The 24,324-nt window shown below is 69.7% G+C and carries 30 protein-coding genes and 1 tRNA gene; 19 read left to right on the top strand and 12 right to left on the bottom strand.

Annotated elements, in window-relative coordinates:
* Positions 1–76: 76 nt before the first annotated feature.
* The 10 genes from CR938_RS00095 (at position 77) to CR938_RS00140 (ending at position 7,806) form a co-directional block, all read left to right on the top strand.
* Complete coding sequence (locus tag CR938_RS00095; protein ID WP_162123043.1) at positions 77–667, top strand: phage baseplate assembly protein V; 591 nt, start codon at positions 77–79, stop codon at positions 665–667.
* Positions 664–1,017, top strand: coding sequence for a GPW/gp25 family protein (locus tag CR938_RS00100; protein ID WP_162123044.1), 354 nt, complete (start codon positions 664–666; stop codon positions 1,015–1,017). Before CR938_RS00095 ends, CR938_RS00100 begins: the two co-directional genes overlap by 4 nt.
* Before the next feature lie 21 nt (positions 1,018–1,038).
* Positions 1,039–2,229 carry a phage tail sheath protein gene (locus CR938_RS00105; protein WP_162123045.1) on the top strand — a complete coding sequence of 397 codons (1,191 nt, stop codon included), beginning with the start codon at positions 1,039–1,041 and terminating at the stop codon, positions 2,227–2,229.
* A 22-nt stretch (positions 2,230–2,251) separates the two neighbouring features.
* Positions 2,252–2,761, top strand: a complete 510-nt coding sequence (locus CR938_RS00110) for a phage major tail tube protein (protein ID WP_162123046.1) — start codon at positions 2,252–2,254, stop codon at positions 2,759–2,761.
* 180 nt (positions 2,762–2,941) lie between these two features.
* Positions 2,942–3,235 carry a phage tail assembly protein gene (locus CR938_RS00115; RefSeq protein ID WP_162123047.1) on the top strand — a complete coding sequence of 98 codons (294 nt, stop codon included), beginning with the start codon at positions 2,942–2,944 and terminating at the stop codon, positions 3,233–3,235.
* Positions 3,232–3,363 carry a GpE family phage tail protein gene (locus CR938_RS00120; RefSeq protein WP_425502383.1) on the top strand — a complete coding sequence of 44 codons (132 nt, stop codon included), beginning with the start codon at positions 3,232–3,234 and terminating at the stop codon, positions 3,361–3,363. The genes CR938_RS00115 and CR938_RS00120 overlap by 4 nt, the downstream gene beginning before the upstream one ends.
* Before the next feature lie 15 nt (positions 3,364–3,378).
* Positions 3,379–3,624, top strand: coding sequence for a hypothetical protein (locus CR938_RS00125; protein ID WP_162123048.1), 246 nt, complete (start codon positions 3,379–3,381; stop codon positions 3,622–3,624).
* Positions 3,625–3,657: 33 nt separating this feature from the next.
* Positions 3,658–6,366, top strand: coding sequence for a phage tail tape measure protein (locus CR938_RS00130; protein WP_162123049.1), 2,709 nt, complete (start codon positions 3,658–3,660; stop codon positions 6,364–6,366).
* Positions 6,367–6,376: 10 nt separating this feature from the next.
* Positions 6,377–6,790, top strand: coding sequence for a phage tail protein (locus tag CR938_RS00135; protein WP_162123050.1), 414 nt, complete (start codon positions 6,377–6,379; stop codon positions 6,788–6,790).
* Positions 6,787–7,806, top strand: coding sequence for a phage late control D family protein (locus tag CR938_RS00140; protein WP_162123051.1), 1,020 nt, complete (start codon positions 6,787–6,789; stop codon positions 7,804–7,806). Before CR938_RS00135 ends, CR938_RS00140 begins: the two co-directional genes overlap by 4 nt.
* A gap of 66 nt (positions 7,807–7,872) precedes the next feature.
* On the opposite strand, the gene CR938_RS00145 is transcribed toward CR938_RS00140, so the two are convergent.
* Entirely contained in the window at positions 7,873–8,223 is a 351-nt protein-coding gene (locus CR938_RS00145) for a helix-turn-helix domain-containing protein (protein WP_281350193.1), read from the bottom strand.
* Between the two features lie 88 nt (positions 8,224–8,311).
* On the opposite strand from CR938_RS00145, the gene CR938_RS00150 reads away from it, so the two are divergent.
* The 3 genes from CR938_RS00150 (at position 8,312) to CR938_RS00160 (ending at position 9,187) form a co-directional block, all read left to right on the top strand.
* A complete protein-coding gene (locus tag CR938_RS00150; RefSeq protein ID WP_162123053.1) occupies positions 8,312–8,539 on the top strand; it encodes a helix-turn-helix domain-containing protein in 228 nt (75 codons plus the stop codon).
* 67 nt (positions 8,540–8,606) lie between these two features.
* Positions 8,607–8,912 (top strand): hypothetical protein, encoded by a 306-nt coding sequence (locus CR938_RS00155; RefSeq protein WP_162123030.1) that lies wholly within the window; start codon positions 8,607–8,609, stop codon positions 8,910–8,912.
* A complete protein-coding gene (locus tag CR938_RS00160) occupies positions 8,900–9,187 on the top strand; it encodes a hypothetical protein (RefSeq protein ID WP_162123054.1) in 288 nt (95 codons plus the stop codon). Before CR938_RS00155 ends, CR938_RS00160 begins: the two co-directional genes overlap by 13 nt.
* 13 nt (positions 9,188–9,200) lie before the next feature.
* Here CR938_RS00160 and CR938_RS00165 read toward each other — a convergent pair whose 3' ends face one another.
* The 4 genes from CR938_RS00165 to CR938_RS00180 form a co-directional block, all read right to left on the bottom strand.
* The gene (locus CR938_RS00165; protein WP_162123055.1) at positions 9,201–9,563 is read right to left on the bottom strand and encodes an HVO_A0114 family putative DNA-binding protein; all 363 of its coding nucleotides are present in this window, start codon (positions 9,561–9,563) and stop codon (positions 9,201–9,203) included.
* Between the two features lie 19 nt (positions 9,564–9,582).
* Positions 9,583–10,008: a type II toxin-antitoxin system HicB family antitoxin gene (locus CR938_RS00170; protein ID WP_162123056.1), complete on the bottom strand. Its 426-nt coding sequence runs from the start codon at positions 10,006–10,008 to the stop codon at positions 9,583–9,585.
* A 9-nt stretch (positions 10,009–10,017) separates the two neighbouring features.
* Positions 10,018–10,200 (bottom strand): type II toxin-antitoxin system HicA family toxin, encoded by a 183-nt coding sequence (locus tag CR938_RS00175; protein WP_162123057.1) that lies wholly within the window; start codon positions 10,198–10,200, stop codon positions 10,018–10,020.
* Between the two features lie 442 nt (positions 10,201–10,642).
* The gene (locus CR938_RS00180; RefSeq protein WP_162123058.1) at positions 10,643–11,128 is read right to left on the bottom strand and encodes a hypothetical protein; all 486 of its coding nucleotides are present in this window, start codon (positions 11,126–11,128) and stop codon (positions 10,643–10,645) included.
* A gap of 301 nt (positions 11,129–11,429) precedes the next feature.
* Here CR938_RS00180 and CR938_RS00185 point away from each other — a divergent pair, with 301 nt between their 5' ends.
* The 6 genes from CR938_RS00185 to CR938_RS14880 all read left to right on the top strand — a co-directional run bounded on the left by CR938_RS00185 (position 11,430) and on the right by CR938_RS14880 (position 17,363).
* Positions 11,430–11,681 (top strand): hypothetical protein, encoded by a 252-nt coding sequence (locus tag CR938_RS00185; protein ID WP_162123059.1) that lies wholly within the window; start codon positions 11,430–11,432, stop codon positions 11,679–11,681.
* Positions 11,678–11,932: a hypothetical protein gene (locus tag CR938_RS00190; protein WP_162123060.1), complete on the top strand. Its 255-nt coding sequence runs from the start codon at positions 11,678–11,680 to the stop codon at positions 11,930–11,932. The genes CR938_RS00185 and CR938_RS00190 overlap by 4 nt, the downstream gene beginning before the upstream one ends.
* Positions 11,929–12,684 (top strand): KilA-N domain-containing protein, encoded by a 756-nt coding sequence (locus CR938_RS00195; protein ID WP_162123061.1) that lies wholly within the window; start codon positions 11,929–11,931, stop codon positions 12,682–12,684. The genes CR938_RS00190 and CR938_RS00195 overlap by 4 nt, the downstream gene beginning before the upstream one ends.
* Positions 12,681–12,917, top strand: a complete 237-nt coding sequence (locus CR938_RS00200; protein ID WP_162123062.1) for a hypothetical protein — start codon at positions 12,681–12,683, stop codon at positions 12,915–12,917. Before CR938_RS00195 ends, CR938_RS00200 begins: the two co-directional genes overlap by 4 nt.
* The gene (locus CR938_RS00205) at positions 12,907–15,633 is read left to right on the top strand and encodes a toprim domain-containing protein (RefSeq protein ID WP_162123063.1); all 2,727 of its coding nucleotides are present in this window, start codon (positions 12,907–12,909) and stop codon (positions 15,631–15,633) included. The genes CR938_RS00200 and CR938_RS00205 overlap by 11 nt, the downstream gene beginning before the upstream one ends.
* Positions 15,634–15,812: 179 nt before the next feature.
* The gene (locus CR938_RS14880; RefSeq protein ID WP_425502385.1) at positions 15,813–17,363 is read left to right on the top strand and encodes a recombinase family protein; all 1,551 of its coding nucleotides are present in this window, start codon (positions 15,813–15,815) and stop codon (positions 17,361–17,363) included.
* Here CR938_RS14880 and CR938_RS00220 read toward each other — a convergent pair.
* The 7 genes from CR938_RS00220 to nuoI all read right to left on the bottom strand — a co-directional run bounded on the left by CR938_RS00220 (position 17,320) and on the right by nuoI (position 24,321).
* Positions 17,320–17,396: transfer RNA gene (locus tag CR938_RS00220), tRNA-Met, on the bottom strand. The two genes, CR938_RS14880 and CR938_RS00220, sit on opposite strands and share 44 nt — an antisense overlap.
* A gap of 142 nt (positions 17,397–17,538) precedes the next feature.
* Entirely contained in the window at positions 17,539–18,987 is a 1,449-nt protein-coding gene (gene nuoN, locus CR938_RS00225) for an NADH-quinone oxidoreductase subunit NuoN (protein WP_162123064.1), read from the bottom strand.
* A gap of 13 nt (positions 18,988–19,000) precedes the next feature.
* Positions 19,001–20,506: an NADH-quinone oxidoreductase subunit M gene (locus tag CR938_RS00230; protein ID WP_162123065.1), complete on the bottom strand. Its 1,506-nt coding sequence runs from the start codon at positions 20,504–20,506 to the stop codon at positions 19,001–19,003.
* Positions 20,507–20,531: 25 nt separating this feature from the next.
* Positions 20,532–22,631: an NADH-quinone oxidoreductase subunit L gene (gene nuoL / locus CR938_RS00235; RefSeq protein WP_162123066.1), complete on the bottom strand. Its 2,100-nt coding sequence runs from the start codon at positions 22,629–22,631 to the stop codon at positions 20,532–20,534.
* 244 nt (positions 22,632–22,875) lie between these two features.
* Positions 22,876–23,181 carry an NADH-quinone oxidoreductase subunit NuoK gene (gene nuoK, locus CR938_RS00240; RefSeq protein ID WP_162123067.1) on the bottom strand — a complete coding sequence of 102 codons (306 nt, stop codon included), beginning with the start codon at positions 23,179–23,181 and terminating at the stop codon, positions 22,876–22,878.
* Positions 23,178–23,825, bottom strand: a complete 648-nt coding sequence (locus CR938_RS00245; protein WP_162123068.1) for an NADH-quinone oxidoreductase subunit J — start codon at positions 23,823–23,825, stop codon at positions 23,178–23,180. Before CR938_RS00245 ends, nuoK begins: the two co-directional genes overlap by 4 nt.
* Before the next feature lie 7 nt (positions 23,826–23,832).
* Entirely contained in the window at positions 23,833–24,321 is a 489-nt protein-coding gene (nuoI, locus tag CR938_RS00250; RefSeq protein WP_162123069.1) for an NADH-quinone oxidoreductase subunit NuoI, read from the bottom strand.
* Positions 24,322–24,324 lie beyond the last annotated feature (3 nt).

A 24,324-nucleotide genomic window follows, 5' to 3' on the forward strand; every position in this document is an offset into this window, starting at 1 on the left:
ATACGCAAGTCCGTATGCACTGCCATTACACGACACAACGCTGCCGCCGCCGCCACCGTCGCGGCAGGATGCTCGCATGACCCGCTCCGCTGCACTCGACCGCATTGCCAACCTGATCCGCTTCGGCACCGTTGCCGAGCGCGACCTGACACGCGCCCTGGTGCGGGTGCGCAGCGGCGGGCTGCTGAGCGACTGGCTTCCGTGGTTGGTGCCGCATGCCGGGGCCGGGCGTACCGACTGGTCGCCGCCCGCGCTGGGCGAACAGGTCCTGGTCCTGTGCGTGGAGGGCGATGCCACTGCGGGCGTCGTGCTGCGCGCCCTGTACTCCGACGACGTGGCGCCCCCGGCCAACGCCGGGGACGTGCACCGCAGCGTCTACGCCGACGGCGCGGTGGTCGAGTACGACGCCGCCGCGCACGCACTGACCGCCACCCTGCCCGCCGGCGCCACCGCCACGCTCACCGCCGATGGCGGCATCACCCTGAACGGCCCGGTGACGATCAACGGCACCTGCGATATCAGCGAAACGCTCACTGTCGCGGCGGACATCGACAGCAGCGGCACCCTCACCGCCAGCACCGACGTGGTGGGCGGCGGCATCAGCCTCAAGGGCCACAAGCACACCGGCGTCCAGACCGGCAGCGGCGTGACCGGAGGTCCGCAGTGAGGGGCATGAGCGCCGCTAACGGCAAAGCGCTGGAGGGCGCCGCGCACGTGGCGCAATCCATCGCCGACATCCTCACCACCCCCGTCGGCACCCGGGTCATGCGACGCGACTACGGCTCGCTGCTGCCGGAGCTGATCGACCAGCCCATCACCCCCGCCGTGCTCACCCGCATCTACGGTGCCATCGCGGGCGCGCTCATGCGCTGGGAGCCCCGCCTGCGCATCACCCGCATTGCCCTGGCCAGCGGCAGCGCCCACGGTGCGTTCACCGTCCACCTGGACGGCCACCGTACCGACGTCCCCCTGGCAAGCGAATACACGCGCCTGTCCCTACCGCTCATCTTCCGCTAGGCCGCATCGAGGAGCCGATCCATGCCCGACATCTACCACCACGGCGTACTGGTCAACGAGATCAACACCGGCGCCCGCCCCATCCGCACCGTCTCCACCGCCGTGATCGGTCTGGTGGCCACGGCCGACGACGCCGATGCGACCGTCTTCCCGCTGGACCGCCCGGCCCTGGTCACCGACGTGGCGGCCGCGCTGGCCGCAGCCGGCACCACGGGCACCTTGCGCCCGGCCCTGCAGGGCATCGCAGACCAGTGCAGCCCGGTGGTGGTGGTGGTGCGCGTGGCCGAAGGGACCGGCGAGAGCCCGGAAGAGATCGAAGCCGCAACCACCAGCAACGTGATCGGCACCGACACCGCCGACGGCAAGACCGGCCTGCAGGCCCTGCTGGTGGCCGAGGCGCAACTGGGCGTGCGGCCGCGGATCCTGGGCGCGCCCGGCCTGGACACCCCGCCCGTGGCCACGGCGCTGGTCACCATCGCGCAGCAACTGCGCGCCATGGCCTATGCCGCGGCCTGGGGCTGCAAGGACGTGGCGGAGGCCGTGCTCTACCGCGACCAGTTCGCCGCACGCGAGCTGATGCTGATCTGGCCGGACTTCCTGGCATGGGACACCGCCGCCTCGGCCACTGTGGCCGTGCCCGCCGTGGCCCGCGCCCTGGGCTTGCGGGCGAAGATCGACCAGGAACAGGGCTGGCACAAGACCCTCTCCAACGTGGCCGTCAACGGCGTGACCGGCATCAGCAAGGACGTGAGCTTCAACCTCCAGTCGCCCAATACCGACGCAGGCACGCTCAATGCCGCGGACGTGACCACCCTGGTCAACATGAACGGCTATCGATTCTGGGGCAGCCGCACCTGCAGCGACGACCCGCTGTTCGCCTTCGAAAGCGCCACCCGCAGCGGCCAGATCATCGCCGACACCATCGCCCACGGGATTGCCGGATTCGTCGACAAGCCCCTGCACCCCTCGATCGTCAAGGACATCGTCGAATCCATCAACGCCAAGCTGCGCAGCCTGGTCGCCCAGGGCTACCTGATCGGCGCCAGTTGCTGGTACGACGCCGACAACAATCCGGTCTCGGGCCTGTCTGCCGGCCAGCTGCGCATCGACTACGACTACACCCCGGTGCCGCCGATCGAGCAACTGGGCCTGAACCAGCGCATCACCGACAGCTACTTCGCCGACTTCGCCGCCCGCGTGGCCGGCACCTGATTCCGACTCCCCGGAGACGCCCATGGCACTGCCCCGCAAGCTGAAGAACTTCAACGTCTTCGTCGATGGCGAAAGCTTCATCGGCCAGGCCAAAACCATCACCCTGCCCACCCTCACCCGCAAGATGGAAGACTGGCGCGGCGGCGGCATGTCCGGCCCGGTGAAGGCGGACCTCGGCCAGGAGCCCATCGAGTTCAAGGCCGTCTACGGCGGCCTCATGCGCCCCCTGCTGGCCCAGTACGGGGTGACCACCCACGACGGCGTGCAGATTCGCTTCGCCGGCGCCTACCAGCGCGACGACACCGGTGCGGTGGACGCCGTGGAAGTGGTGGTGCGCGGCCGCCACAGCGAGATCGAATTCGGCGATGCCGCCGCCGGCGAGGACACCGAGTTCACGGTCACGACCCAGTGCAGCTACTACAAGCTCACGGTCAACGGCGCCGTCGTGGTGGAGATCGACCTGCCCAACATGGTCGAGACCTACGGCGGCACCGACGTCATGCGCACCATCCGCAACGCCATCGGCATGTAACCGTTCCCTGCGAGCGCGCCGGGAAGCCGGCCGCGCGCGCCGGACGCTGCGACGGACGGGCGCCTCACCCCCGCCGGAGCGGCCCCGGATGCCAGCCGGTGGAGCGCCACCCGACAGTGAGGCTCGGGAGCGCCGGCCGACGCCCGGCGCAACACCCCATTCCCCTGCCTGGAGATCCGCATGAGCAACCCCGACGTCGTCACCGTGCCGCTGGACACGCCCATCACCCGCGGCGAGCAGACCATCGACAGCCTCACCCTGCGCCGGCCCGACGCCGGCAGCCTGCGCGGCCTGAAGCTGTTCGACGTGGTGCAGATGGACGTGCTGGCACTGCAGACCCTGCTGCCGCGCATCACCGCCCCCACCCTCACCAGCGCCGACGTCGCGGCCCTGTCCGCCCCGGACCTGTTCAAGCTGGGCGCCGAGGTCGCCGCTTTTTTCGTGCCGAAGGAGCCCGCCACGGCCTCCCCGTGACCGTGGACGACGCCATGGCCGACATCGCCGCCGTGTTCCACTGGCCGCCTTCGGAAATGGCCGCCTGGTCGCTGGCCGAGCTGATGGACTGGCGGGAACGGGCCCGCCTGCGCAGCGGAGGCGAGTGATGCTAGAGTGCGCCCATGACGCTGCTCATTCTCGTCTTCGCGGGGACCGGCCTGGCCTTCCTCGGCCTGATGGTGCTGTGGGCGCTCTCGCTCATGGTCGAGCCGTTCATCGGCAAGGCGCCCGCCGGCCCCTTGCCCACGGCGGAAACCGCACAGGCGCCGACCACTACGCACCGCACGCGCCTGCGCGACCGCGTGCTGCTGGTGCTGCTGGCCTCCGCCCTGGTGGGCGCCGCCCTGCAACTGTCTGGCCTGATCTGACGCGGGGCGGCGCCGTGCGCGGGAGGGCCGCGCATGGCTGACACCCTGCAACTGAAGGTCGTCCTGTCGGCCATCGACAAGGCCACCGGCCCGCTGAAGAAGCTCATGGCCGGCAGCCAGGGCGTGGCGTCGGCCCTGCGCGAGCAGTACGACGCCCAGCGCCAGCTGAAAGCCCAGCTGGCGGACATCCGCGCCTTCCGCACCCAGACCGATGCCGTGCGCCGTGCCCACGCCGCCTTCGAGGCGCAACAGGCCAAGGTGCGCGAGCTGGCGGCCCAGATGCGCGCCGCCGAGGCGCCGGGCAAGCAACTGACCCGGGCCTTCGACCAGGCCCGCCAGCAGGCCGCCCGGCTCAAGGCCGCCCACCAGCAGCAGGCCGAGGCCTTGCAACGCCTGCGCGGCACGCTGGCCGCGGCCGGCATCGGCACCCGCGACCTGGGCAGCCACGAGCGCCGCCTGCGCGGCGAGCTCGAACGCACCTCGGCCGCCATCGCACAGCAGAAAACCCAGCTGGACAGGCTGGCCAGCGCCCAGGCGCGCGCCCAGAAGCTGCACAGCGGCGGTATGACCGTGGCCGCCCATGGCGCCGGCATGGCATTCGCCGGCCAGCGCGTCCTGCGCGCCGCGGCCGCCCCGGTAGCCGAGGCGATCAGCTTCGAGTCGGCGCTGGCCGACGTGCGCAAGGTGGTGGACGGGCTGGAGGATCCGGTGGCCTTCCGGCAGATGGGCCGCGACATCCAGGATTTGTCCATGCGCCTGCCGATGACGCAGCAGGGCATCGCCCAGATCGTCGCCGCCGCCGGCCAGGCCGGCATCGCCCGCGAAGAGCTGCTGCGCTTTGCCGAAGACGCCGGGCAGATGGGCGTGGCATTCGACATCACCGCCGACGAGGCCGGCCAGATGATGGCCACCTGGCGCACGGCCTTCCGCGCCACCCAGGACGAGGTGGTGGAACTGGCCGACCAGATCAACTACCTGGGCAACACCACCTCGGCGAGCGTGCAGAAGATCAGCGACGTGGTCACCCGCATCGGCGCGCTGGCCGAAGTGGCCGGCCTGCAGCGTGGCGAGTTGGCGGCGCTGGGCGCCACCATTACCGGCGTGGGCGTGCAGGAGGAGATCGCCGCCACGGGCATCAAGAATCTGCTGCTGCGCCTGACCGCCGGCGAGGCCGCCGCCAAGAGCCAGCGCGCCGCGTTCGAGAAACTGGGCCTGAGCGCTGAGCGGGTGGCCGCCGCCATGCAGACCGATGCCAAGGGCACCATCCTGGACGTGCTCGAGCGCATCGGCACCCTCGATGCCGACGTGCAGGCCTCCGTGCTGAGCAAGCTGTTCGGCACCGAATCGGTCGGGGCCATCGCCCCGCTGCTGACCAACCTGCCCCAGTTGCGCGAGAACCTGGACAAGGTGGCCGATGCCCAGCGCTACGGCGGCAGCATGGCCGCCGAGTACGCCACCCGCATGGGCGCTTCAGAGAACGCCCTGCAACTGGCCAGGAACGCCGCGCGGGTGCTGGCCGCCGGCGTGGGGGAGACCCTGCTGCCGACCATCAAGGCGCTGGCCGCCAGCGTGGCCGGGATGATCGAGCGCATGGTCAAGTGGGTCCGCGCCAACCCCGGTCTGGTCCGTGCCCTGGCGCTGGCCGCGGCCGGCGGTGCGGCGCTGGTCACCGCCCTGGGTAGCCTGCTGACCGTCGGCGGCCTCGGCGCGATGGCCCTGGGGCAGATCCTGAAGGTGGCCAGCCTGCTGTCCGGCGGCGCCGGCCTGGCCGGCCTGCTGGGCACCCTGGGCGGCCTGTTGCCCCCCCTGCTGCTGGTGGCCGGCGCCGGCCTGCTGATCTGGAAGTTCTGGCAGCCGATCAAGGCCTTCCTGAGCGGGGTGTGGGACGGGTTCGTGCAGGGCTTGCAGCCGGTGCTGCCCGTGCTGGGCATGCTGCGCGAGACCTTGGGCAAGATCCTCGCACCCGCAGCGACCGGCGAGGCGTCACTGCTCAGGATCGCCAACGTCGGCCAGCTGGTCGGCGACATCCTTGGCCGGCTGGCGACCCTCGTCATCGTCCCCCTGGGGCTGGCGCTCCAGGGCCTGGTCATGTTCATCCAGTGGGTCGGCACGCAGATCGGCCGGTTTGCCGGCTTCATCGTCGGCCACCTGTCCGCGCTGGGGACGATCCTCCAGGGCGTGTTCACCCTGGATGCGGGCACCGTCATGGCCGGCTTCCTGGCGCTGTGGCAGAACATCAACCAGTTCTTCGGCGGCCTGCCGGCCAGGCTGGCCAGCTTCGGCGTGGCCATGGTGCAGGGGCTGGTGGACGGCATCCGCTCGATGCTCGGTGCCCCGGGGCGCGCGTTGGCGGAGATGGCCGACGGCGCCATCGGCACGCTCAAGACGCTGCTCGACATCAACAGCCCCAGCCGCGTGTTCGCCCAGCTGGGCCAGCACACCATCGCCGGCCTGACGCAGGGCATCGAGGCCGCCCGCCGCGGACCGGTGGCGGCGGTGGCCGGCATTGCCGGACAGGTCACGCGGGCCGCCGGCACCGCGCTGGCCGCCGGCAGCCTGGCCGCGCCCGTGGCCATGGCCGGTACGCCAGGACCTGCCGCTGCGCCGCACTACGAGATCCACGTCTACGCCGCCCCGGGCATGGACGCGCAGGCCGTGGCCCGCGCCGTGGCCGCCGAATTGGACCGCCGCGAAGCAGCCCGCGCCGCGCGCCGCCGGTCCACCCTGGGCGACATCGACTGAGGACCGCCGCATGCTCATGTGCCTGGGCACGTTCGTTTTCGGCCTGACCACCCTGCCCTACCAGCAACTGCAACGGCAGGCGGCATGGCGGCATGCGGCCAGCGATCGCATCGGCGCCCGCGCCGCGCACCAGTTCCTGGGCGTGGGCGAGGAAACCGTCACCCTTTCGGGCTGGATCGCCCCGGAGCTGGCCGGCTCCCTGCTCTCGCTGGACGCCCTGCGCGACATGGCCGACGCCGGCCAGCCGCAGGCGCTGGTGGACGGCACCGGCCAGGTGCATGGCGCCTTCGTGATCACCGGCCTGGACCAGACCCAGACCCTGTTCTACCCCGACGGCACCCCACGCCGGGTGGAGTTCCAGCTGGCCCTGCGCCGCGTGGCGGAGGACACCATGGCCGGCCCCGGGGCCAGCGCCAAGCCATGAGCACCGCACGCTACCCGACCCCCGCGTGGCGTGTGACCCTGGACGGCACCGACCTGACCGCCCGCATCGCCCCGCGCCTGCTGTCCCTGGAGCTCACCGAATGCCGCGGCGGCGAGGCCGACCAGCTGAGCCTGGCCCTGCACGACCACGACGGCCGCCTGGCCCTGCCGCGACGCGGCGCCGTGCTGCGCGTGGCGCTGGGCTGGCACGGCAGCGGACTGGTGGACAAGGGCGCGTTCCGCGTCGACGAGGTCGAGCACAGCGGCGCGCCCGACAGCGTGACCGTGCGTGCGCGCAGTGCCGACCTCACCGCCGGCATGCGCACCCGCCGAGAACGCAGCTGGCATGCCACCACCCTGGGCGCCGTGCTGCGTGCGATGGCCAGCGAGCATGGCCTGATCCCGCGCATCGCACCGTCCCTGGCCAGCACCCCGCTGGCGCATCTGGACCAGCAGAACGAAAGCGACGTGGCCTTGCTGACGCGGCTGGGCCAGCGCTTCGACGCCGTGGCCTCGGTCAAGGCCGGCGCTCTGGTCTTCGTCCCCATCGGCAGCGGCACCACCGCCGGCGGCGACCCGCTGCCCGGCATCACCCTGACCCGCGCCGACGGCGACCGCCACCGCTATAGCACGGCCGACCGCGACACCTACACCGGCGTGCGCGCGTACTGGAACGACCGCCCGGGCGCCCGCCGCCGCTCCGTGCTGGTGGGCGACGACGGCAACGTCCGGGCCTTGCGCGAGACCTACAGCAGCGAACGGGTGGCCCGCGAGCACGCCGACGCCGAATGGAAACGCCTGCAGCGCGGCACCGCCCGCTTCGAACTGCAACTGGCCCTGGGCCGCGCCGACCTGTCTCCCGAGCAGCGCGTCACCGTGACCGGCTTCAAGCCCGAGATCGACGGCACCGGCTGGCTGGTCGTGCGCACCAGCCACACCGTGACCGGCGACAGCGGCTTCACCACGCGCGTGGAGATGGAGCGCGACGCGGGAGACGGGAGTCAGGCGGCCAACTGACCGGCCAGCCCCAGCACACTGTCCATAGCATTCCCCCTGAATGCGTAACGCTCCAATAGGATCAGCTTAACCCGCCTTCCGCTGCGCGGCTACCGGTGCCGCTGCCCCCGATTGCGCCAACGCAGCGCTGGCCGAATCCAGCGCCGCGCGGCCCTTGGCGTCGCTGGCGCGGTAGTTGGCCAGCAGCGCGGCCTCGCGCGAGGTCAGCTGGCTGGCATTGCGCTGCCCGGTGAGCACGTACAGCACATCCACGCCGTGAGCGGCCCAGGCGGCCAGTGCGGCCGCGTCCGGGCTCCGCTCGTCCGCTTCGTACTGCGATAGCGTCCGCCGCGACTTCAGCCCTGCGGCCTCGGCGAACTGGGTCTGGGTCATGCCGAGCCGGGTCCGCTCCTCGGCCAGCCGCTTCCCTATGGTCACATTCGCTCCCTCAAATTATTGACAATGGGCACGAACGATCACATCATCCGCCCCGATGGGTTCAGAGTACCCCACCGGAGAAGCGAGCATGCATCCCAACCAAGTCCGCGCCCGCTTGATGGAGCAGGGCCTGTCCTACCGACAGTGGGCACTCGCGCGGGGCTTCGACCCCCATGCAGTTGCCCTGGTGGTCAGGCGCTATGCCGGCGCCAGCACGCTGCCCCGCGGGCGGCAGTCGTACCGGATCCTGCGCGACCTGTCCCGGACCATCGGCCAGGAAGTCACGCCTGGCGTCCTGCGCGGCGACGGCCTGTAAGCGGTCCGCGGGCATGTCTACCACCGGCACACGTGTGGTCTTCCGCTGCGAGGCCTGCGGAGGCGCATTGCGCAAGCGCAGCAGCTTCCGCTCCCACCAGTTCTTGCGGCACGACCTCTGGCAATGCACCAACCCACTGTGCAGCGCCAGCTACGTCGGCTTCAGCGAGCTGACATCGCTGGCCAGTCCCAGCGGCCTGCCCGACGCCCCGCCCAGCGAACTGCCGCCCACGCCGGTCTGCCTGCGCCGGATGGCCGAGGCCGCCTGGCGCGGCGCGCGGGCCGACGGCCAGCAGGAACTGTTCGAGTCCTCCGAGGGCGCCGCCCCTGGCGTCCCGGCCTGCTCCAGGAGAGAACGTCCATGCAATCGGTGATCGAACTGGCGGACCTGTCCGCCGAACAGCAGCTTTGCCTGGAAACGGCCGTGCGCTGCGCCGGCCTGACCGAAGTACAGCCACACCTGTGGACCGGCACCCTGGCCCGTGCGGGCAGTGCCCGGCGCGGCTTCGTCTACCGCGCCACCGTCGAACCGCTGATCGACCGGGGCCTGCTGCGTCACGCCCTGGTCGGAATTCTCCCCACCGACGCCGGCATCGAGCTGGTCGACTGCGGCCGCGTGGCGCGGGCGGTGGCGGAGGGCCGGGCATGACGGCCCGGCCCCATCACGCCGCCATGGCCGGCGCGCCGAACTCGAAATGCACCCGCACCCGGTCGTACGGGAACAGGTACTTGCCCGCGGCGGTGCGCTCCACCAGCCCCGCCGTGACCAGGGCCGCCATGTCGGTATGGACGGCTTTCACGTCCCGGCCCAGCCGGCGCGCCAATTCGCGGATGCCGATTTCGCCGGCGCCGGTCATGGCTTCCAGGATGTTCCAGCGCGCCGGCGTGAGCGTGCGCGACATCAGTTCCGCCGAAGCGAACGTGTGCCGTGCGGTGGCGTCGGCCGCCCCCCGGAGCGAGGCCAGCATGCGGCGCTTCACGTCTTCCAGGGGCTCGACGCTGATGGTCAGGGTTTTCTCGTCCATTTCATGCCTCCAGGCGGGCCTATCCGTTCGCGCGGGGATCGGTCAGGCTGCGGCCCATCGCCGCGCGGGCCGCCTCCACCAGAAAGCCGCTGCGCGTGGCGCCATGCGCCTTGGCGAAGGCATCGATTTGTGCCAGCACGCGCGCCGGCACGGTGATGTTGATCTTCTCCGCCGGGCCCAGGTACTTCTCGACCGGCACGTCCACGAAGCCGAACACGAAGCCGGCCAGATCGGGATTGGCCTGATGCTCGGCCAACGGCCTGGGCACCGGAATCGTGCCGCCGTCCTCCAGCAGGGTTTCCACGTGCAGGTCGATGGCCTCCTTCGCGTTCTCGAAGGCCTCCTCCAGCGTATCTCCGGCCGAAAAGCAGCCCGGCAGATCCGGAACGACCACGCCGAAGGCGGTGGTGTCGTTGCCCGGTTCAATCGCAATCAAGAATTTCATGGGTTCACCTCACTTCAAGCCGGCGGCCTTGCGGATGCTGTGGACCAGGCCCTTGCCCAGATCCTTTTTCGGGTGCGGCACGCTGACGTGACCTGGCTTGGCCGGGTGTCGGAACACGTGGTGGCTGCCTTTCACGCCGCGCAGTTGCCAACCATCGGCTTCCAGTTCCCGAATCAGGTCCGCGCTCTTCATGGTGTGTATGATACCCACTTGGTGGTTATTGTCAACACCATGCGCGGCGCGGAGTATGCCTGGCCAGGCGCAGCGGGAGGGTTGACAGCCGCCGCCGGCCGGCCCACTATCGGCCCCGCAGCGGCACAATCCGCTGCCGGGCTTGGCAGCCCGAATGGACAAGGCGCACTAAGCGCCGCTGCCGTGTGGCGCTTTTTTCATGCCCGCGCGCAGCGGGCTGATGCTCGCTCTACGGCGGGCGGTGCGCGGAGGGCGCAAGCCCTGCCGGTCCTTGTCCCGGTCTGCCAACCGCGTACCGTCCGCCACCCCATGCTTGGCAGCTTGGCTGGCGGACTCCTTCAACGACAAGGAGCCCACCATGCGTAATCGCACCCTCATTGCGTCCGCCGCGCCCGCGGCCAACCAGGACGCGCCCTACCACGACCTGTTGAATGGCGACGGCTCAGGTGATCAGCAAACTGCTGCCGCCGCCACCGCCCACCGCTTTGCCGCAGGCCGGGCATTCCCAGCGGCCATGGCGCTTTTGCAGCACCGCGCGCCGGCCCTGGTCGAAGCAGGGCTGGCAGGCGTAATGCGGCGGTTCCACCGCGTGCGGCACGGCGATGGACTGCATGACGAAGACACCCGGCGCAATTTCGGCCAGGCGGTAGCGGTCGCGCGCATCGGCCATGGTGTGCAGACGGGCGCGCAGTTCGGCGTTCTCCTGTTGCAGGCGGGCGTACGCGGCTTGCAGGTCGAGCATGCGTTGCTGGAGGTCGATCATGGCGTGGTTGGCCTTTGCGAGCGCGGCAGCCGACGCGGTGAAGTCCCGTACCTCCAGCGCCGCCCTGGCGATGGCAACGGTATTGGCCGCACCGCCAACCGCTGCGGTGATGAGCGAGAAGTCCATGAAGTCCCCGGTGCAGGTGAGGTCGATCGGCGTCGCCAAGCCTGCACCGGGGCTTCGCCCTTGACAACCGCCTACAGCCGGCCCACCATCGGCCCCGCACCCGCCAAATCGGGTGCCGGGATTGGCGTCCCGGACTTCAAAGGCGCATCAAGCGCCCTCTGCCGAGCCGGCGCTTTTTTCATGCCCGCTCCGCAGCGGGCGGCTGCTCGCATGCTTCATGGCGGGCGGTGCGTGGGGGCTTCGGCCCGCCGGGTGCCTTTGACCGGTACGCCAACCCGCACCGTCCGCCACCTTCGATTGGCGTCGAAGTGGCGGACTCCAACCATCAAAGGAGTCCACCATGCGTAATTGCACCCGCATTGCGTCCGCCGCGCCCGCGGCCAACCAGGACGCGCCCTACCACGACCTGTTCAGCCTGCTGCACAAGCTCGACCGCGTGCGGCAGCTAGCGATCGAGGACTGGCAGCGCCTCACCGACCTGATCGAGTCCGCAGGCCGCCCGCTGGAGCGGATGACCGTGGGCGAGCTGATCGCCCTCCTCGACCTGGCCCTGCTCGCCGCCGGCTGGCGCGGCAAGGGAGGTGCGGCATGAAGGCCACGGTCACCTTCCAGATCGACACCGACGCCCTGCATTGCCTGCGCGACGACTACCTGGCCGCGCTGTGGCACGTGGCGCAAGCCAACCCGGCGCCGATCGAGCAGGACGCGCCCGGGCGGCTGGCCGAGCACATCGGGCGGGAGATCATCCGCCGCTGGCTGGCGGCCACACCGCCGCTGCTGTGGGAACACCAGGGCGCACACGCGGAGTTCTGCCGCCGGCTGGCGCAGGAGGCGCGGGCATGAACGCGCTGACCATCGCCGGCACCGGCATCCGCACCGACGCAGCGGGCCGCTACTGCCTGAACGACCTACACCGGGCGGCAGGGGGCGAATCTCGGCACCAGCCCGCGTTCTGGCTCCGGAACGCCCAGACCCAGGCCCTGATCGAGGAAATCGGGGCCTCTGCAAATTTGCAGACCCCCGTTTCCACCGTGAACGATGGCAGGAACAACGGCACCTACGTCTGCAAGGAGCTGGTCTACGCCTACGCCATGTGGATCAGCCCGGCGTTCCACGTGCAGGTGATCCGGGCCTATGACGCGCTGGTGGGTGCCGGCCGTGCCCCTGTCGGCCCGGATCTGCGGGATGAGCTGATCGCTGCCCAGCAGCGGGTGATCGAGCTGCAGTCCCGCCTCCGGGTGGCACCCGCGCCGGCGCCGGCAACGCGGCCACCAGCGACCGCCGGCCTGCCTGCCGACCATCCCCTGGTGGCGGCATTCTGGCAGGCGTTCCACGGGCTGAACGAGACCGAGGGCGGGCGGCTGAACCATGCGCCAGACCCTGCCGACGTGTGGCTCAACCTGACCGAGGTGCAGGAGGCGGCGCGGCGCTGGGGCCAGCCGCTGCCCGCCACGGCCGCGTCGCTGCGCGTCCTGTTGCGCCCCAGCCTGCGCCCGCGCTTCCCCACCAGCAACGTGGCCACCCGCCCCCGCCGCAGCGGCAACCCGATGCGGGTATGGATGTTCGCGTACGGGCCGGGGGAGGTGCTGCCATGAGGTGGGGCCGGTTCCTGGCAGGCCTGGCGCCGCGCGACCGGGCCGACCACTACCGCGAGTGCCTGCAGGCGCTGTGCGATCTGATGGATCCGGACACGACGCTGGACGCGGCGGGCCGGCGGCGGGTGGCGTTGCTGCTGGACCACCTGGTCGGCGGGCTGGACGGCGCGCTCCAGGACGCCGCGGGGCAGGAGGCCGCGTCCACGCAGGCGGAGGGCCGCGATGGAGGCTGATCTGCTGCACCAAGTGCTGGCGCGCGTGCAGCAGGACTACGGCTTCAAGCCGCCGCGCGGGGAATACCTGCGCGGCGGCCGCTGCCCGGCCTGCGGACGCAAGGAGCTGTACGCCAACGCCAGCCGGCCGTGGGTGCTGCGCTGCGGGCGGCTGAAGAACTGCGGGCAGGAGTTCCCGGTCAAGGAGCTCTACCCGGATCTGTTCGACGACTGGAGCAAGCGGTTCCAGCGCAGCGACGCCAAGCCCAACGCTGCGGCCGATGCCTACCTGCAGTTCAACCGCGGCTTCGACATCCGGGCCATGGCCGGCTGGTACACGCAGGAGACGTACTACGACCGGTCCATCGGCCAGGGCACGGCCACGGTGCGGTTCCCGCTGGACAAGGGCGGGTACTGGGAGCGGCTGATCGACCGGCCGGGCCGCTTCGGCAAGCAGAAGGCGCGGTTCGCGCCGGGCCAGAGCTGGCGCGGGGTGTGGTGGGTGGCGCCGACGCTCAAGAACCGGCTGGCCTCCCACGAATGCCGGGAAATCTGGATCGTGGAGGGCATCTTCGACGCGATCGCGCTGATGCAGCACGGCATCGATGCGGTGGCGGCGCTGAGCTGCAACGCCTTCCCCGGCGAGAGCCTGGAGGCGCTGGCCAAGGTGCGCGCCGGGCATCTGCCCACCCTGGTGTGGGCGCTGGACAACGACGTGGCCGGGCAGGGCTTTCTGGATGGCCACGTGCGGCAGGCGAAGAAGCTCGGGTTCACCAGCCGGGCGGCCCTGATTCCGCAGCCGCCCGGCCGCAAGCTGGACTGGAACGACTTGCACCTGCGGGCGCTGGCCATCGCCGACCCTGCGGAAGGCGCCAAGCGCTGGCAGCGCGACATCGAGGAGGCCCGCTACCACGGGGCGCTGGCCCTGGCCGACAGCCCCAAGGCCAAAGCCATGCTGATGTACCGGCACACCCGGCGCACGGCCTTCGACCTTGAGTTCGGCCACCGGATGTACTGGTTCCAGATCAACGCGGCGGCGTTCGAGAAGAAAAAGGCGGAGTACCTGGGCCAGCACGACCTGGACGAGCTCGACGACGAAGCCGAAGCCAAGCTGGAAGCGGCGTGCAGCAGCGTGACCGAGATCGCGCCATGCCGCTTCCAGGCGCTGTACTTCCAGCGCAATCCGGTGACGGACGAGAGCTGGTACTTCTTCCGCGTGGATTTCCCGCACGATGGGCCGTCGGTCAAGAACACCTTCACCGGCAAGCAGACCACCAGTGTGGCCGACTTCAAGGCGCGCCTGCGCAGCATCGCCGCCGGCGCGGGGTTCAGCGGCAACCAGCACCAGTTCGACACCATCATGGACCGGCAGTTGTTCAACCTGCGCCAGGTGGAAACGGTCGACTTCGTGGGCTACTCGCGCGAGCACGGGGCCTGGGTGTTCAACGATTTTGCCGTGCGCGACGGGGCGGTGATCGAGGCCAACGCGGAGGAGTTCTTCGAGTTCGGCAAATTGCGCCTGAAGACCACGCAGAAGAGCATCGCGCTGGCGGTGAACCGGGATCCGGAGGCGTTCCGCACCGACTGGGTGCAGTGGCTGTGGACGGCCTTCGGCACGCACGGGATGGTGGCGCTGGCGTTCTTCTTCGGCAGCTTGTTCGCCGAGCAGATCCGCGCCGCGCACAAGAGCTTCCCCTTCCTGGAGGTGACCGGCGAAGCCGGCGCGGGCAAGACCACGCTGCTGACGTTCCTTTGGAAGCTGCTGGGCCGCAGCGACTACGAGGGCTTCGACCCGAACAAATCCTCGCTGCCCGGGCGCAGCCGGGCCATGGGGCAGATCAGCAACATGCCGGTGGTGCTGCTGGAGTCGGACCGCAGCACGCCGGACAAGTCGCACGCCAAGAGCTTCGACTGGGACGAGCTGAAGGACTTCTACAACGGCGGCACGCTGCGCACGCGCGGAGTGAAGAACGGCGGCAACGAGACCTACGAGCCGCCGTTCCGGGGCACCATCATCATCAGCCAGAACGCGGCGGTGGATGCCAGCGAGGCCATCCTCAGCCGCATCGTGAAGCTGCATTTCGTGCGGCCCACGGTCACCACCGAGAGCCGGATCGCGGCCGACAATCTGAACCACGTCGGCGTGGAGGAGGTCAGCCACTTCATGCTCAAGGCGATCCGCGCCGAAGCACGCATCCTGGAAACCTACCAGGCGCAGTTCCGCCATTACGAGGAGCAGCTGCGCCGCCATCCGGAGCTGCGTATGGAGCGTATCGCCAAGAACCATGCGCAGATGCTGGCGCTGCTGGACTGCCTGCGCTTCGTGGTGGACATCCCCGCCAGCTGGCTGGAAGCCACCCGCCAGGCGCTGGTGGGCATGGCCGTGCAGCGGCAGTGGGCGCTCAACGCCGACCACCCGCTGGTGCACGAGTTCTGGGAAGTGTTCGAGTACCTGGAATCGGTCGCCGATGGGCCGGTCGTGAATCACGCCCGGGACCCGGAACTGATCGCCATCAATCTGAACCACTTCCAGAAGAAGGCGATGGAGCACAACCAGCGCATCGCCGACCTCAACACCCTGCGGGCCCTGCTGCCCAACAGCCGGCGGCACCGCTTGGTGCGCATCAACCACCCGGTGTCCAGCGCCTTGTTCAGCCGGCCCGACCCGCACGATGACTTCGGCGACCAGCGGGTGCCGCGCACGGTGAAGTGCTGGGTGTTCGAGCGGCGGACCTGATCCATGGCCCGAGATCCGCGCATCACGCCCGCCGAACTGGCCCTGGTCCGCGCCCTCGCGGCGCGGATCGTGGACGGCTATCTGCACGAAAAAGCCCAGCGGCAGCAGGCAGATGGCCCCATGCGTCCAAATCCTGTCCCGTTGCCGACGCCGCTACGGCCTGTCTAGCATCCGACGCCATGCGTGTAGCCGCCTACGCCCGTTACAGCAGCGACAACCAGCGCGACGCTTCCATCGACGACCAGTTGCGCAACTGCCGCGCCTACGCGCGGCGCCAGGGCTGGCCGGAACCCAGGCCCTACACCGACGCGGCGATCAGCGGCGCCCGCAACGACCGTCCCGGTTACCGCGCCCTGCTGGCCGACGCGCATCTGTTCGACGTGATCCTGGTCGATGACCTCTCCCGCCTGAGCCGGGACAGCGCGGAGCTGGCGCACGCCGTGCGGCGAATGAAGTTCCACGGCGCGCGGCTGATCGCCATCAGCGACGGCGTGGACACCGACCGGCGATCGCACAAGCTCGATGTCGGCATGCGGGCGCTGATGTCGGAGCTGTACCTGGACGACCTGGCCGACAAGACCCATCGTGGCCTGACCGGCCGGGCCCTGGCAGGGGCCAGCGCTGGCGGCCTGCCCTACGGCTACCGGGTGGTGGGCACCGGGCAACGCGAAATCGACCCGGACCAGGCCGCGGTGGTGCGGCGCATCTTCCAGGAGTACCTGGCCGGCCGCAGCCCGCGCGAGATCGCTGCGGGACTCAACCGCGAGCACGTGCCCTCCCCGCGCGGCGGCGCGTGGGCCATGTCGGCCATCTACGGCGACACGCGCCGGGGCATCGGCATCCTGGCCAACCCCATCTACGCCGGCCGGCAGATCTGGAACCGCTCACGCTGGATCAAGCACCCGGACACCGGCAAGCGGGTGCGGCAAGAGCGGCCACCGCAGGAGTGGATCATCAGCGAGCATCCGGAGCTGGCCATCGTCGACGCTGCGACCTGGGATGCCGCCCAGGCGCGCCTGCAGGCCCGGCAGCACCGCCCGGCCAACGGCCGGCGCGGGGGGCCGGGCCGCAGCCCGCGCTACCTGCTGTCCGGGCTGCTGCGCTGTCCCAAATGCCGCGGCCCGATGGTGATCGTGGACGCATACCGCTACGGGTGCAGCCGGGCCAAGGCCACCGGCGGCACAGGCTGCAGCCACACCTCTGGCGTCCCCCGACGTGCGCTCGAGCGCGGGCTGTTGCAGCACCTCGTCGAGCATCTGGACCGGCCGGAGATCTTCGCCGCGCTCCGTACTGCCGTCAGCGAGGCGCTGGCCTGCGCCGGCCCCGACTTGGCGGGGCTGCGGCAGCAGCTGGCCAAAGCCGAGCGCGTGCGCGAGAACATCGCCGCCGCCCTGCGCGCCGGCATCATCACCCCGACCACCCGCGAAGAGCTGGAACGCGCGGAGGCGGAGATCGCCAGGATTCGCACCGAACTCGAGGGGGCCCGCACCTGGCAACCTGCCCAGATCGTCCCGCGCCTGGCCGAACGCTGGCGGCATGCCCTGCTGACCCTGACCGCGTACCGTACCGACACCCTCGCCGCCCGCGAAGTGCTGGCCGAACTGGCTCCGGACGGCATCACCGTCACCACAAGCGAAAACGGCGACCTCGTCGCCGAGATCGCCGCTTCGCCTGTGCAGCTAAATGTGGTAGCGGGGGCAGGATTTGAACCTGCGACCTTCGGGTTATGAGCCCGACGAGCTGCCAGACTGCTCCACCCCGCAGCAGAGATTGAGATTATGGGGGATTCCGGGACGCTTTGCAAGCCTTTCCGGCGGCTTCCGTACCGCCCCGTCCCCGCCTTCCGGAAACACGGGACCCGGCACGAGGCCGGGCCCGTGCGGCGGCCGGAAATGCTAGCGGCGCTCACATGAACGCGCGCTGGCACCAGACCATCAGCGGGTTCCAGGCCAGGCCCAGGGCCAGCAGGCCCAGGGAGTTGACGCCCAGCACCACGCCCAGCACCCGGTCGTTGCTGGCCGCCAGCGGCGCCCCGACCGGCTCGTCGAAGTACATGACCTTGATCACGCGCAGGTAGTAGAACGCGCCGATCACCGCACAGACCACGCCCAGCAGGGCCAGCCAGAGCATGCCGCCCTGCACCGCCGCGCCCAGCACGGCCACCTTGGTCCAGAAGCCCAGCAGCGGCGGCACGCCGGCCAGCGAGGCCATGACCAGCAGCACCAGGCCGGCCATCCACGGGTTGCGCGCGTTCAGGCCCTTGAAGTCGTCGATGTTCTCGGCCTCGAAGCCCTGCCGCGACAGGGCGATGATCGCGCCGAAGGCCGCGGCCGACATCAGCGCGTAGGCGATGGCGTAGAACAGCGCCGCCGCGTAGCCGCGCTCGTCGCCGCCGGCCAGGCCCATCAGCAGGAAGCCGATATGCGAGACGGTCGAGTAGGCCAGCATGCGCTTGATGTTGGACTGGGCCACGGCCATCAGGTTGCCGACCACCAGCGACACCGCCGAGAGCGCGGCCAGCAGCCAGCGCCACTCCTCGGCCATCGGGCCGGCGCCGATCTCCAGCAGGCGCCAGGCCATGCCGAAGGCGGCCAGCTTGGGCGCGGTGCTGACGAACAGCGCGACCGGGGCGCTGGCACCCTGGTACACGTCCGGCAGCCACATGTGGAACGGGGCCGCGCCGAGCTTGAAGGCCACGCCGGCGACCATGAACACCACGCCGGTCAGCAGCAGCACGCGCTCGTCGGACTGGGCCATGGCCGCGTTGATGGCGCCCAGCTGCAGCGTGCCGGTGGCGCCGTAGACCAGCGACATGCCGTACAGCAGCAGGCCGGAGGCGAGCGAGCCCAGGACGATGTACTTCATCGCCGCCTCGGTGGCCTTGCCGTTGTCGCGGTCCACCGCCACCAGGGCGTAGGAGCACAGCGCAAGCAGCTCCAGGCCCAGGTACACGGTTACCAGGCTGCCGGCCGAAACCAGCATCATCATGCCGGAGGTGGCGAACAGCACCAGCACCGGCACCTCGCCCTTGTACAGGTTGCGCTCGCGCAGGTAGCTCCAGCCGTAGACCAGGGTCAGGCCGCTCATCGCCACGATGGCGATCTTCATCACGTCCGCGGCGGTGTCGCGCACGAACATGCCGTTGAAGACCTCGCCCTGGCCACCGCTGCCGGCGGCGAGCATGGCCAGCACGACCGCGAGCACCAGCACGGAAAGGAAGTGGGTCCAGACCTTGTGGCGGACCCCGATGAACAGGTCGGCCATCAACAGCGCGAAGGCGCCGCCGATCATCACCAGTTCTGGCAGCAGCGGCAGCAGCTCGGCTGCGGACGGCATGGCGTGGGACGTGATCATCTTCGGGGAATCCTTACAGCTTGCTGGTGGCGATCTGGGTCGCCAGGTGCGCGATCGACGGTTCCATCAGGTCGGTGAGCGGCTTGGGCCACACGCCGAGCAGCAGCACGCCGGCGGCGAACGCGCCCAGCACCAGCGCCTCGCGGCCGTTGATGTCCTTCAGCCCGGCCACGTGTGCGTTGCCGACCTCGCCGAAGTACACGCGGCGGTACAGCCACAGGGTGTAGGCCGCGCCGATCACCAGGGTGGTGGCCGCCAGGAAGGCGATGACCGGGTGCTTCTGGAAGCTGGCGAGGATCACCATGAACTCGCCGACGAAGCCGCTGGTGCCCGGCAGGCCCGCGTTGGCCATGTAGAACAGCATGGAGAACGCGGCGAACCAGGGCATGACGTTGGCCACGCCGCCGTAGTCGGCAATCTGGCGCGAGTGCATGCGGTCGTAGAGCACGCCGATGCAGGAGAACATGGCGCCGGAGACGAAGCCGTGCGAGATCATCTGCATCATCGCGCCCTGCAGGCCCAGGCGCGCGGCGTCCACCGAGCCGAAGTCGCGCACCAGGGTGAAGGCGATGAAGGTGCCCAGGGTGACGAAGCCCATGTGCGCCACGGACGAGTACGCCACCAGCTTCTTCATGTCGTCCTGGACCAGGGCGACCAGGCCGACGTAGATCACCGCGATCAGCGACAGGGCGATGATCAGCCAGGCCCACTCGTGGCTGGCGTCCGGGGTGACCGGCAGGTTGAAGCGCAGGAAGCCGTAGCCGCCGATCTTCAGGGCGATGGCCGCCAGGATCACCGAGCCGGCGGTCGGCGCCTCCACGTGGGCGTCCGGCAGCCAGGTGTGCACCGGGAACATCGGCACCTTCACCGCGAAGGCGATGGCGAAGGCGAAGAACAGCCAGGTCTGCTCCCTGGCGGTCAGCGGCAGCGCGTACAGGTCGGCCAGCTGGAAACTGCCGCCCTTCAGGTACAGGTAGACCAGCGCCACCAGCATCAGCACCGAGCCGAGGAAGGTGTAAAGGAAGAACTTCATCGCCGCGTAGATGCGGCGGGGGCCACCCCAGACGCCGATGATCAGGAACATCGGGATCAGCATGGCCTCGAAGAACACGTAGAACAGGATGGCGTCCGTGGCGGCGAAGATGCCCACGGTCACACCCTCCAGCAGCAGGAACGCGGCCATGTACTGCGACACGCGCTTCTGCACCGAAGTCCACGCGCCGATCAGCGTCAACGGTGTGACGATGGTGGTCAGCAGGATCAGCGCGACGGCGATGCCGTCGACGCCGAGGTTGTAGTGGATGTCGTACGCGGGGATCCAGGCGTGCTGTTCGACGAACTGCAGCCCCGGGTTCGCGTAGTCGAAGCCGGTCAGCAGGCCGAGGCTGGCGACCAGGGTCGCCAGGGCCACGGCCAGCGCGGTCCAGCGCGCGGCGGAGGCACGGTTGCCCAGTGCCAGCACCAGTGCGCCACCGACGATCGGCAGCCAGATCAGGACACTCAACAGGTGGTTCGCCACGTCGTGTTCTTCCGTGCAGTTCAGTTCATCGCCAGAAACGCATGAGCACGGCCAGCAGAGCGATCAGGCCGACGATCATGGCGAAGGCGTAGTGGTACAGGTAACCGGATTGGGTGCGGCGCAGCAGGGCCGCCGACAGGTCGACCACGCGCGCGGCGCCGTTGACGACACCGTCGATGATGTTGCTGTCGATCCAGCGCGACACCCGGCCCAGGCGCAGGCCGCCGCCCGCGAAACCCTTGATCCACAGGTGGTCGAAGCCGTACTTCTCCTCCAGCACGCGCACCAGCGGCGCGAACGCGCGACGGGCACGGCCGGCCAGGTCCGGCTTCCACAGGTACATCAGCGCCGCCAGCAGCAGTCCGGCCACGGTGAGCCAGAACGCCGGCATCATCATGCCGTGCAGGGCGTAGGCCACCGGCCCGTGCCACATCTCGCGGCCCAGTGCGGCCACGGTGTCGCGCGCCGGGTCGAGGAAGTCGATGGCGCCGGTGAAGAACGACACCTCCTGCCCCGGAACCAGCGCCTCGCCGTGGTGGCCGCGCCAGTCGGTGCCAAACAGCATCGGACCGATGGTGAAGAAGCCGATCAGGATCGAGGGGATGGCCAGCAGGATCAGCGGAATGGTCACCACCTTCGGCGACTCGTGCGGCTCGTGCGCGCCGTGGCCGTGGTCGTCGTGGCCATGCGCATCCGCGCCGTGGGCGTCGTGGCCGTGGCCACGCTCCGCGTGGACGTTGCGGAAGCGCTCCTCGCCGTGGAAGGTCAGGAACAGCAGGCGGAAGCTGTAGAAGCTGGTCACGATCACGCCGCCCAGCACCGCCCAGTAGGCATAGGTGGCGATCCAGCCACCGTGGTGCTGCGCGTGGTGCGCCGCGGCCTCGATGATCGTGTCCTTGGAGTAGAAGCCGGAGAAGAACGGCGTGCCCACCAGCGCCAGCGTGCCGATCACGCTGGTCCAATACGTGACCGGCATGTATTTGCGCAGGCCGCCCATCTTGCGCATGTCCTGCTCGTGGTGCATGCCGATGATGACCGAGCCGGCGGCCAGGAACAGCAGCGCCTTGAAGAAGGCGTGGGTCATCAGGTGGAACACCGCCGCCGAGTAGGCCGACACGCCCAGCGCCACGGTCATGTAGCCCAGCTGCGACAGGGTCGAGTACGCGACCACGCGCTTGATGTCGTACTGGACGATGCCGATCAGGCCGGTGAAGAACGCGGTGGTGGCGCCCACGAGCAGGACCATGGCCAGCGCGGTCTCGGACAGCTCGAACAGCGGCGACATGCGGGCGACCATGAAGATGCCCGCGGTCACCATCGTCGCGGCATGGATCAGCGCCGAGATCGGGGTCGGGCCCTCCATCGAGTCGGGCAGCCACACGTGCAGCGGCACCTGCGCCGACTTGCCCATCGCACCGATGAACAGGCACACGCAGATGATGGTCGCCACCTGCCAGCTGTGGCCCTCGAAGATCTGCACCTGGGCGCCTTCCAGCAGCGGCGCGTTTGCGAACACGGTGGCGTAGTCCAGGGTGCCGAACCACAGCAGCACGCCGGCGATGCCCAGCAGGAAGCCGAAGTCGCCAACGCGGTTGACGATGAACGCCTTCATGTTGGCGAACACCGCGCTCGGCCGCTTGAACCAGAAGCCGATCAGCAGGTACGAAACCAGGCCCACCGCCTCCCAGCCGAAGAACAGCTGGAGGAAGTTGTTGCTCATGACCAGCATGAGCATCGAGAAGGTGAACAGCGAGATGTAGCTGAAGAAGCGCTGGTAGCCCGGGTCGTCGGCCATGTAGCCGATGGTGTAGATGTGCACCAGCAGCGAGACGAAGGTGACGACCACCATCATCATCGCGGTCAGGCGGTCGACCATGAAGCCGACGTGCGCGGCGTACTCGCCCACCTGGAAGAAGGTGTACACGTTCTGGTTGAACGGCGAGGCGCCGCCGAACACCAGCTGGTACAGCACCCAGCACGAAAGCGCGCAACTGACCGCCACGCCGAGGATGGTCGCGCTCTGCGCGCCCCTGCGGCCGACCTGGCGCCCGAACAACCCGGCGATGATGCTGCCCAGGAGCGGGGCCAGCACGATCAGCAGCAGGTGGGTTTTGGAGATGATCATGGTGTGCCGTCTGTTTCCGTTCGTGCCTGTCGATGCCGGCCCGGACCCGCGTCCGCCGCCGTGCATGGCGCAACTTCCAAACTCGCGCCGGCCGGTTCCCCGGCCGGCGGCGGCGTTCCGTCCCCGGAGCACCGCCTGATGCCTATTCCCCGCCTTCCCTGGCGGCACCGCGGACCCCTCGCGGGGCCCTGCCCGGCCTTCCCTCGCCGGGCGCCGGCCGGGCCGGGCGCCCTGCCCGGCCCCGTCAGCCCTTCAGCGCATCCACCTCGCCGACGTTGATCGTGCCGCGGGTGCGGAACAGCGCGACCAGGATCGCCAGGCCGATGGCCGCCTCGGCGGCCGCCACCGTCAGGATGAAGAACACGAAGATTTGGCCGGCCGCGTCACCCAGCTCGCGCGAGAACGCGATGAAGTTGATGTTGACCGCCAGCAGCATCAGCTCGATCGACATCAGCAGGACGATCACGTTCTTGCGGTTGAGGAAGATGCCGGCCAGGGCGATGCAGAACAGCACCGCGCCCAGCGCCAGCATGTGTCCGAGGCTGATCATGCGTTGCCCTCCTGGGACGGGGCCTCGGCCTGGGCCGGGGCGGGCTTCTCCGCCGGCATCGACACCAGCCGCAGGCGGTCCTGGGCCCGCACGCGCGACTGCTCGGCCGGGTTCTGGGTCTTCACGCCGGTGCGCCGGCGCAGGGTCAGGGTCACCGCCGCGATCACCGCCACGGTCAGGATCACCGCGGCGAACTCGAACGGCAGGATGAAGCGGGTGAACAGCTCGCCGGCCAGCCACTTGGTGTTGGAGGCGTCGGCGGCCGCCTGGGCGGCGTTGTCCGGGAACGGCGCCGCGGCGCGGGCGCGCACGCCGATCAGGGCCAGCAGCTGCACCAGCATGGCCACCGCGACCACCAGGCCCACCGGCAGGTAGCGCACCCAGCCCTCGCGGACCGCGGCCACGTCGATGTCCAGCATCATGACCACGAACAGGAACAGCACCATCACCGCGCCGACGTACACCAGGATCAGGGCCACGCCGAGAAACTCGGCGCCGACCAGCAGCCAGGTGCAGGCCACCGAGAAGAACGTCAGGATCAGGCACAGCACCGCGTAGACCGGGTTGCGCACGCTGATCACCGCGCCGGCGGAAACCACCGCGACGGAGGCGAATGCGTAGAAGCAGATCTTGATCCAGTCCATCTCGACCTCAGCGGTAGGCGGCGTCGGCCGCGCGGCGTTCGGCGATCTCCGCCTCGAGGCGGTCGCCGAGGGCGAGCAGCTGCGGCTTGGTGATGATGTTCTCGCCGCGCTTCTCGAAGTGGTACTCCATGATGTGCGTCTCCACGATCGAATCGACCGGGCAGCTTTCCTCGCAGAAGCCGCAGAAGATGCACTTGAACAGGTCGATGTCGTAGCGCGTGGTGCGGCGGGTGCCGTCCGCGCGCGGCGCCGACTCGATGGTGATCGCCAGCGCGGGGCACACAGCCTCGCACAGCTTGCACGCGATGCAGCGCTCCTCGCCGTTCGGGTAGCGGCGCAGCGCGTGCAGGCCGCGGAAGCGCGGCGACTGCGGGAACTTCTCCATCGGGTACATCAGCGTGTACTTCGGACGGAAGAGGTACCTGAGGGTGAGCCACAGGCCCTGGACCAGCTCCAGCAGCAGCAGGCTCTTGAAGTAGTGGACGACTTTGTTCATGGA

Source organism: Pseudoxanthomonas taiwanensis (genome assembly GCF_010093135.1).
In the GTDB taxonomy this organism is placed as follows: Bacteria; Pseudomonadota; Gammaproteobacteria; order Xanthomonadales; family Xanthomonadaceae; genus Pseudoxanthomonas; species Pseudoxanthomonas taiwanensis.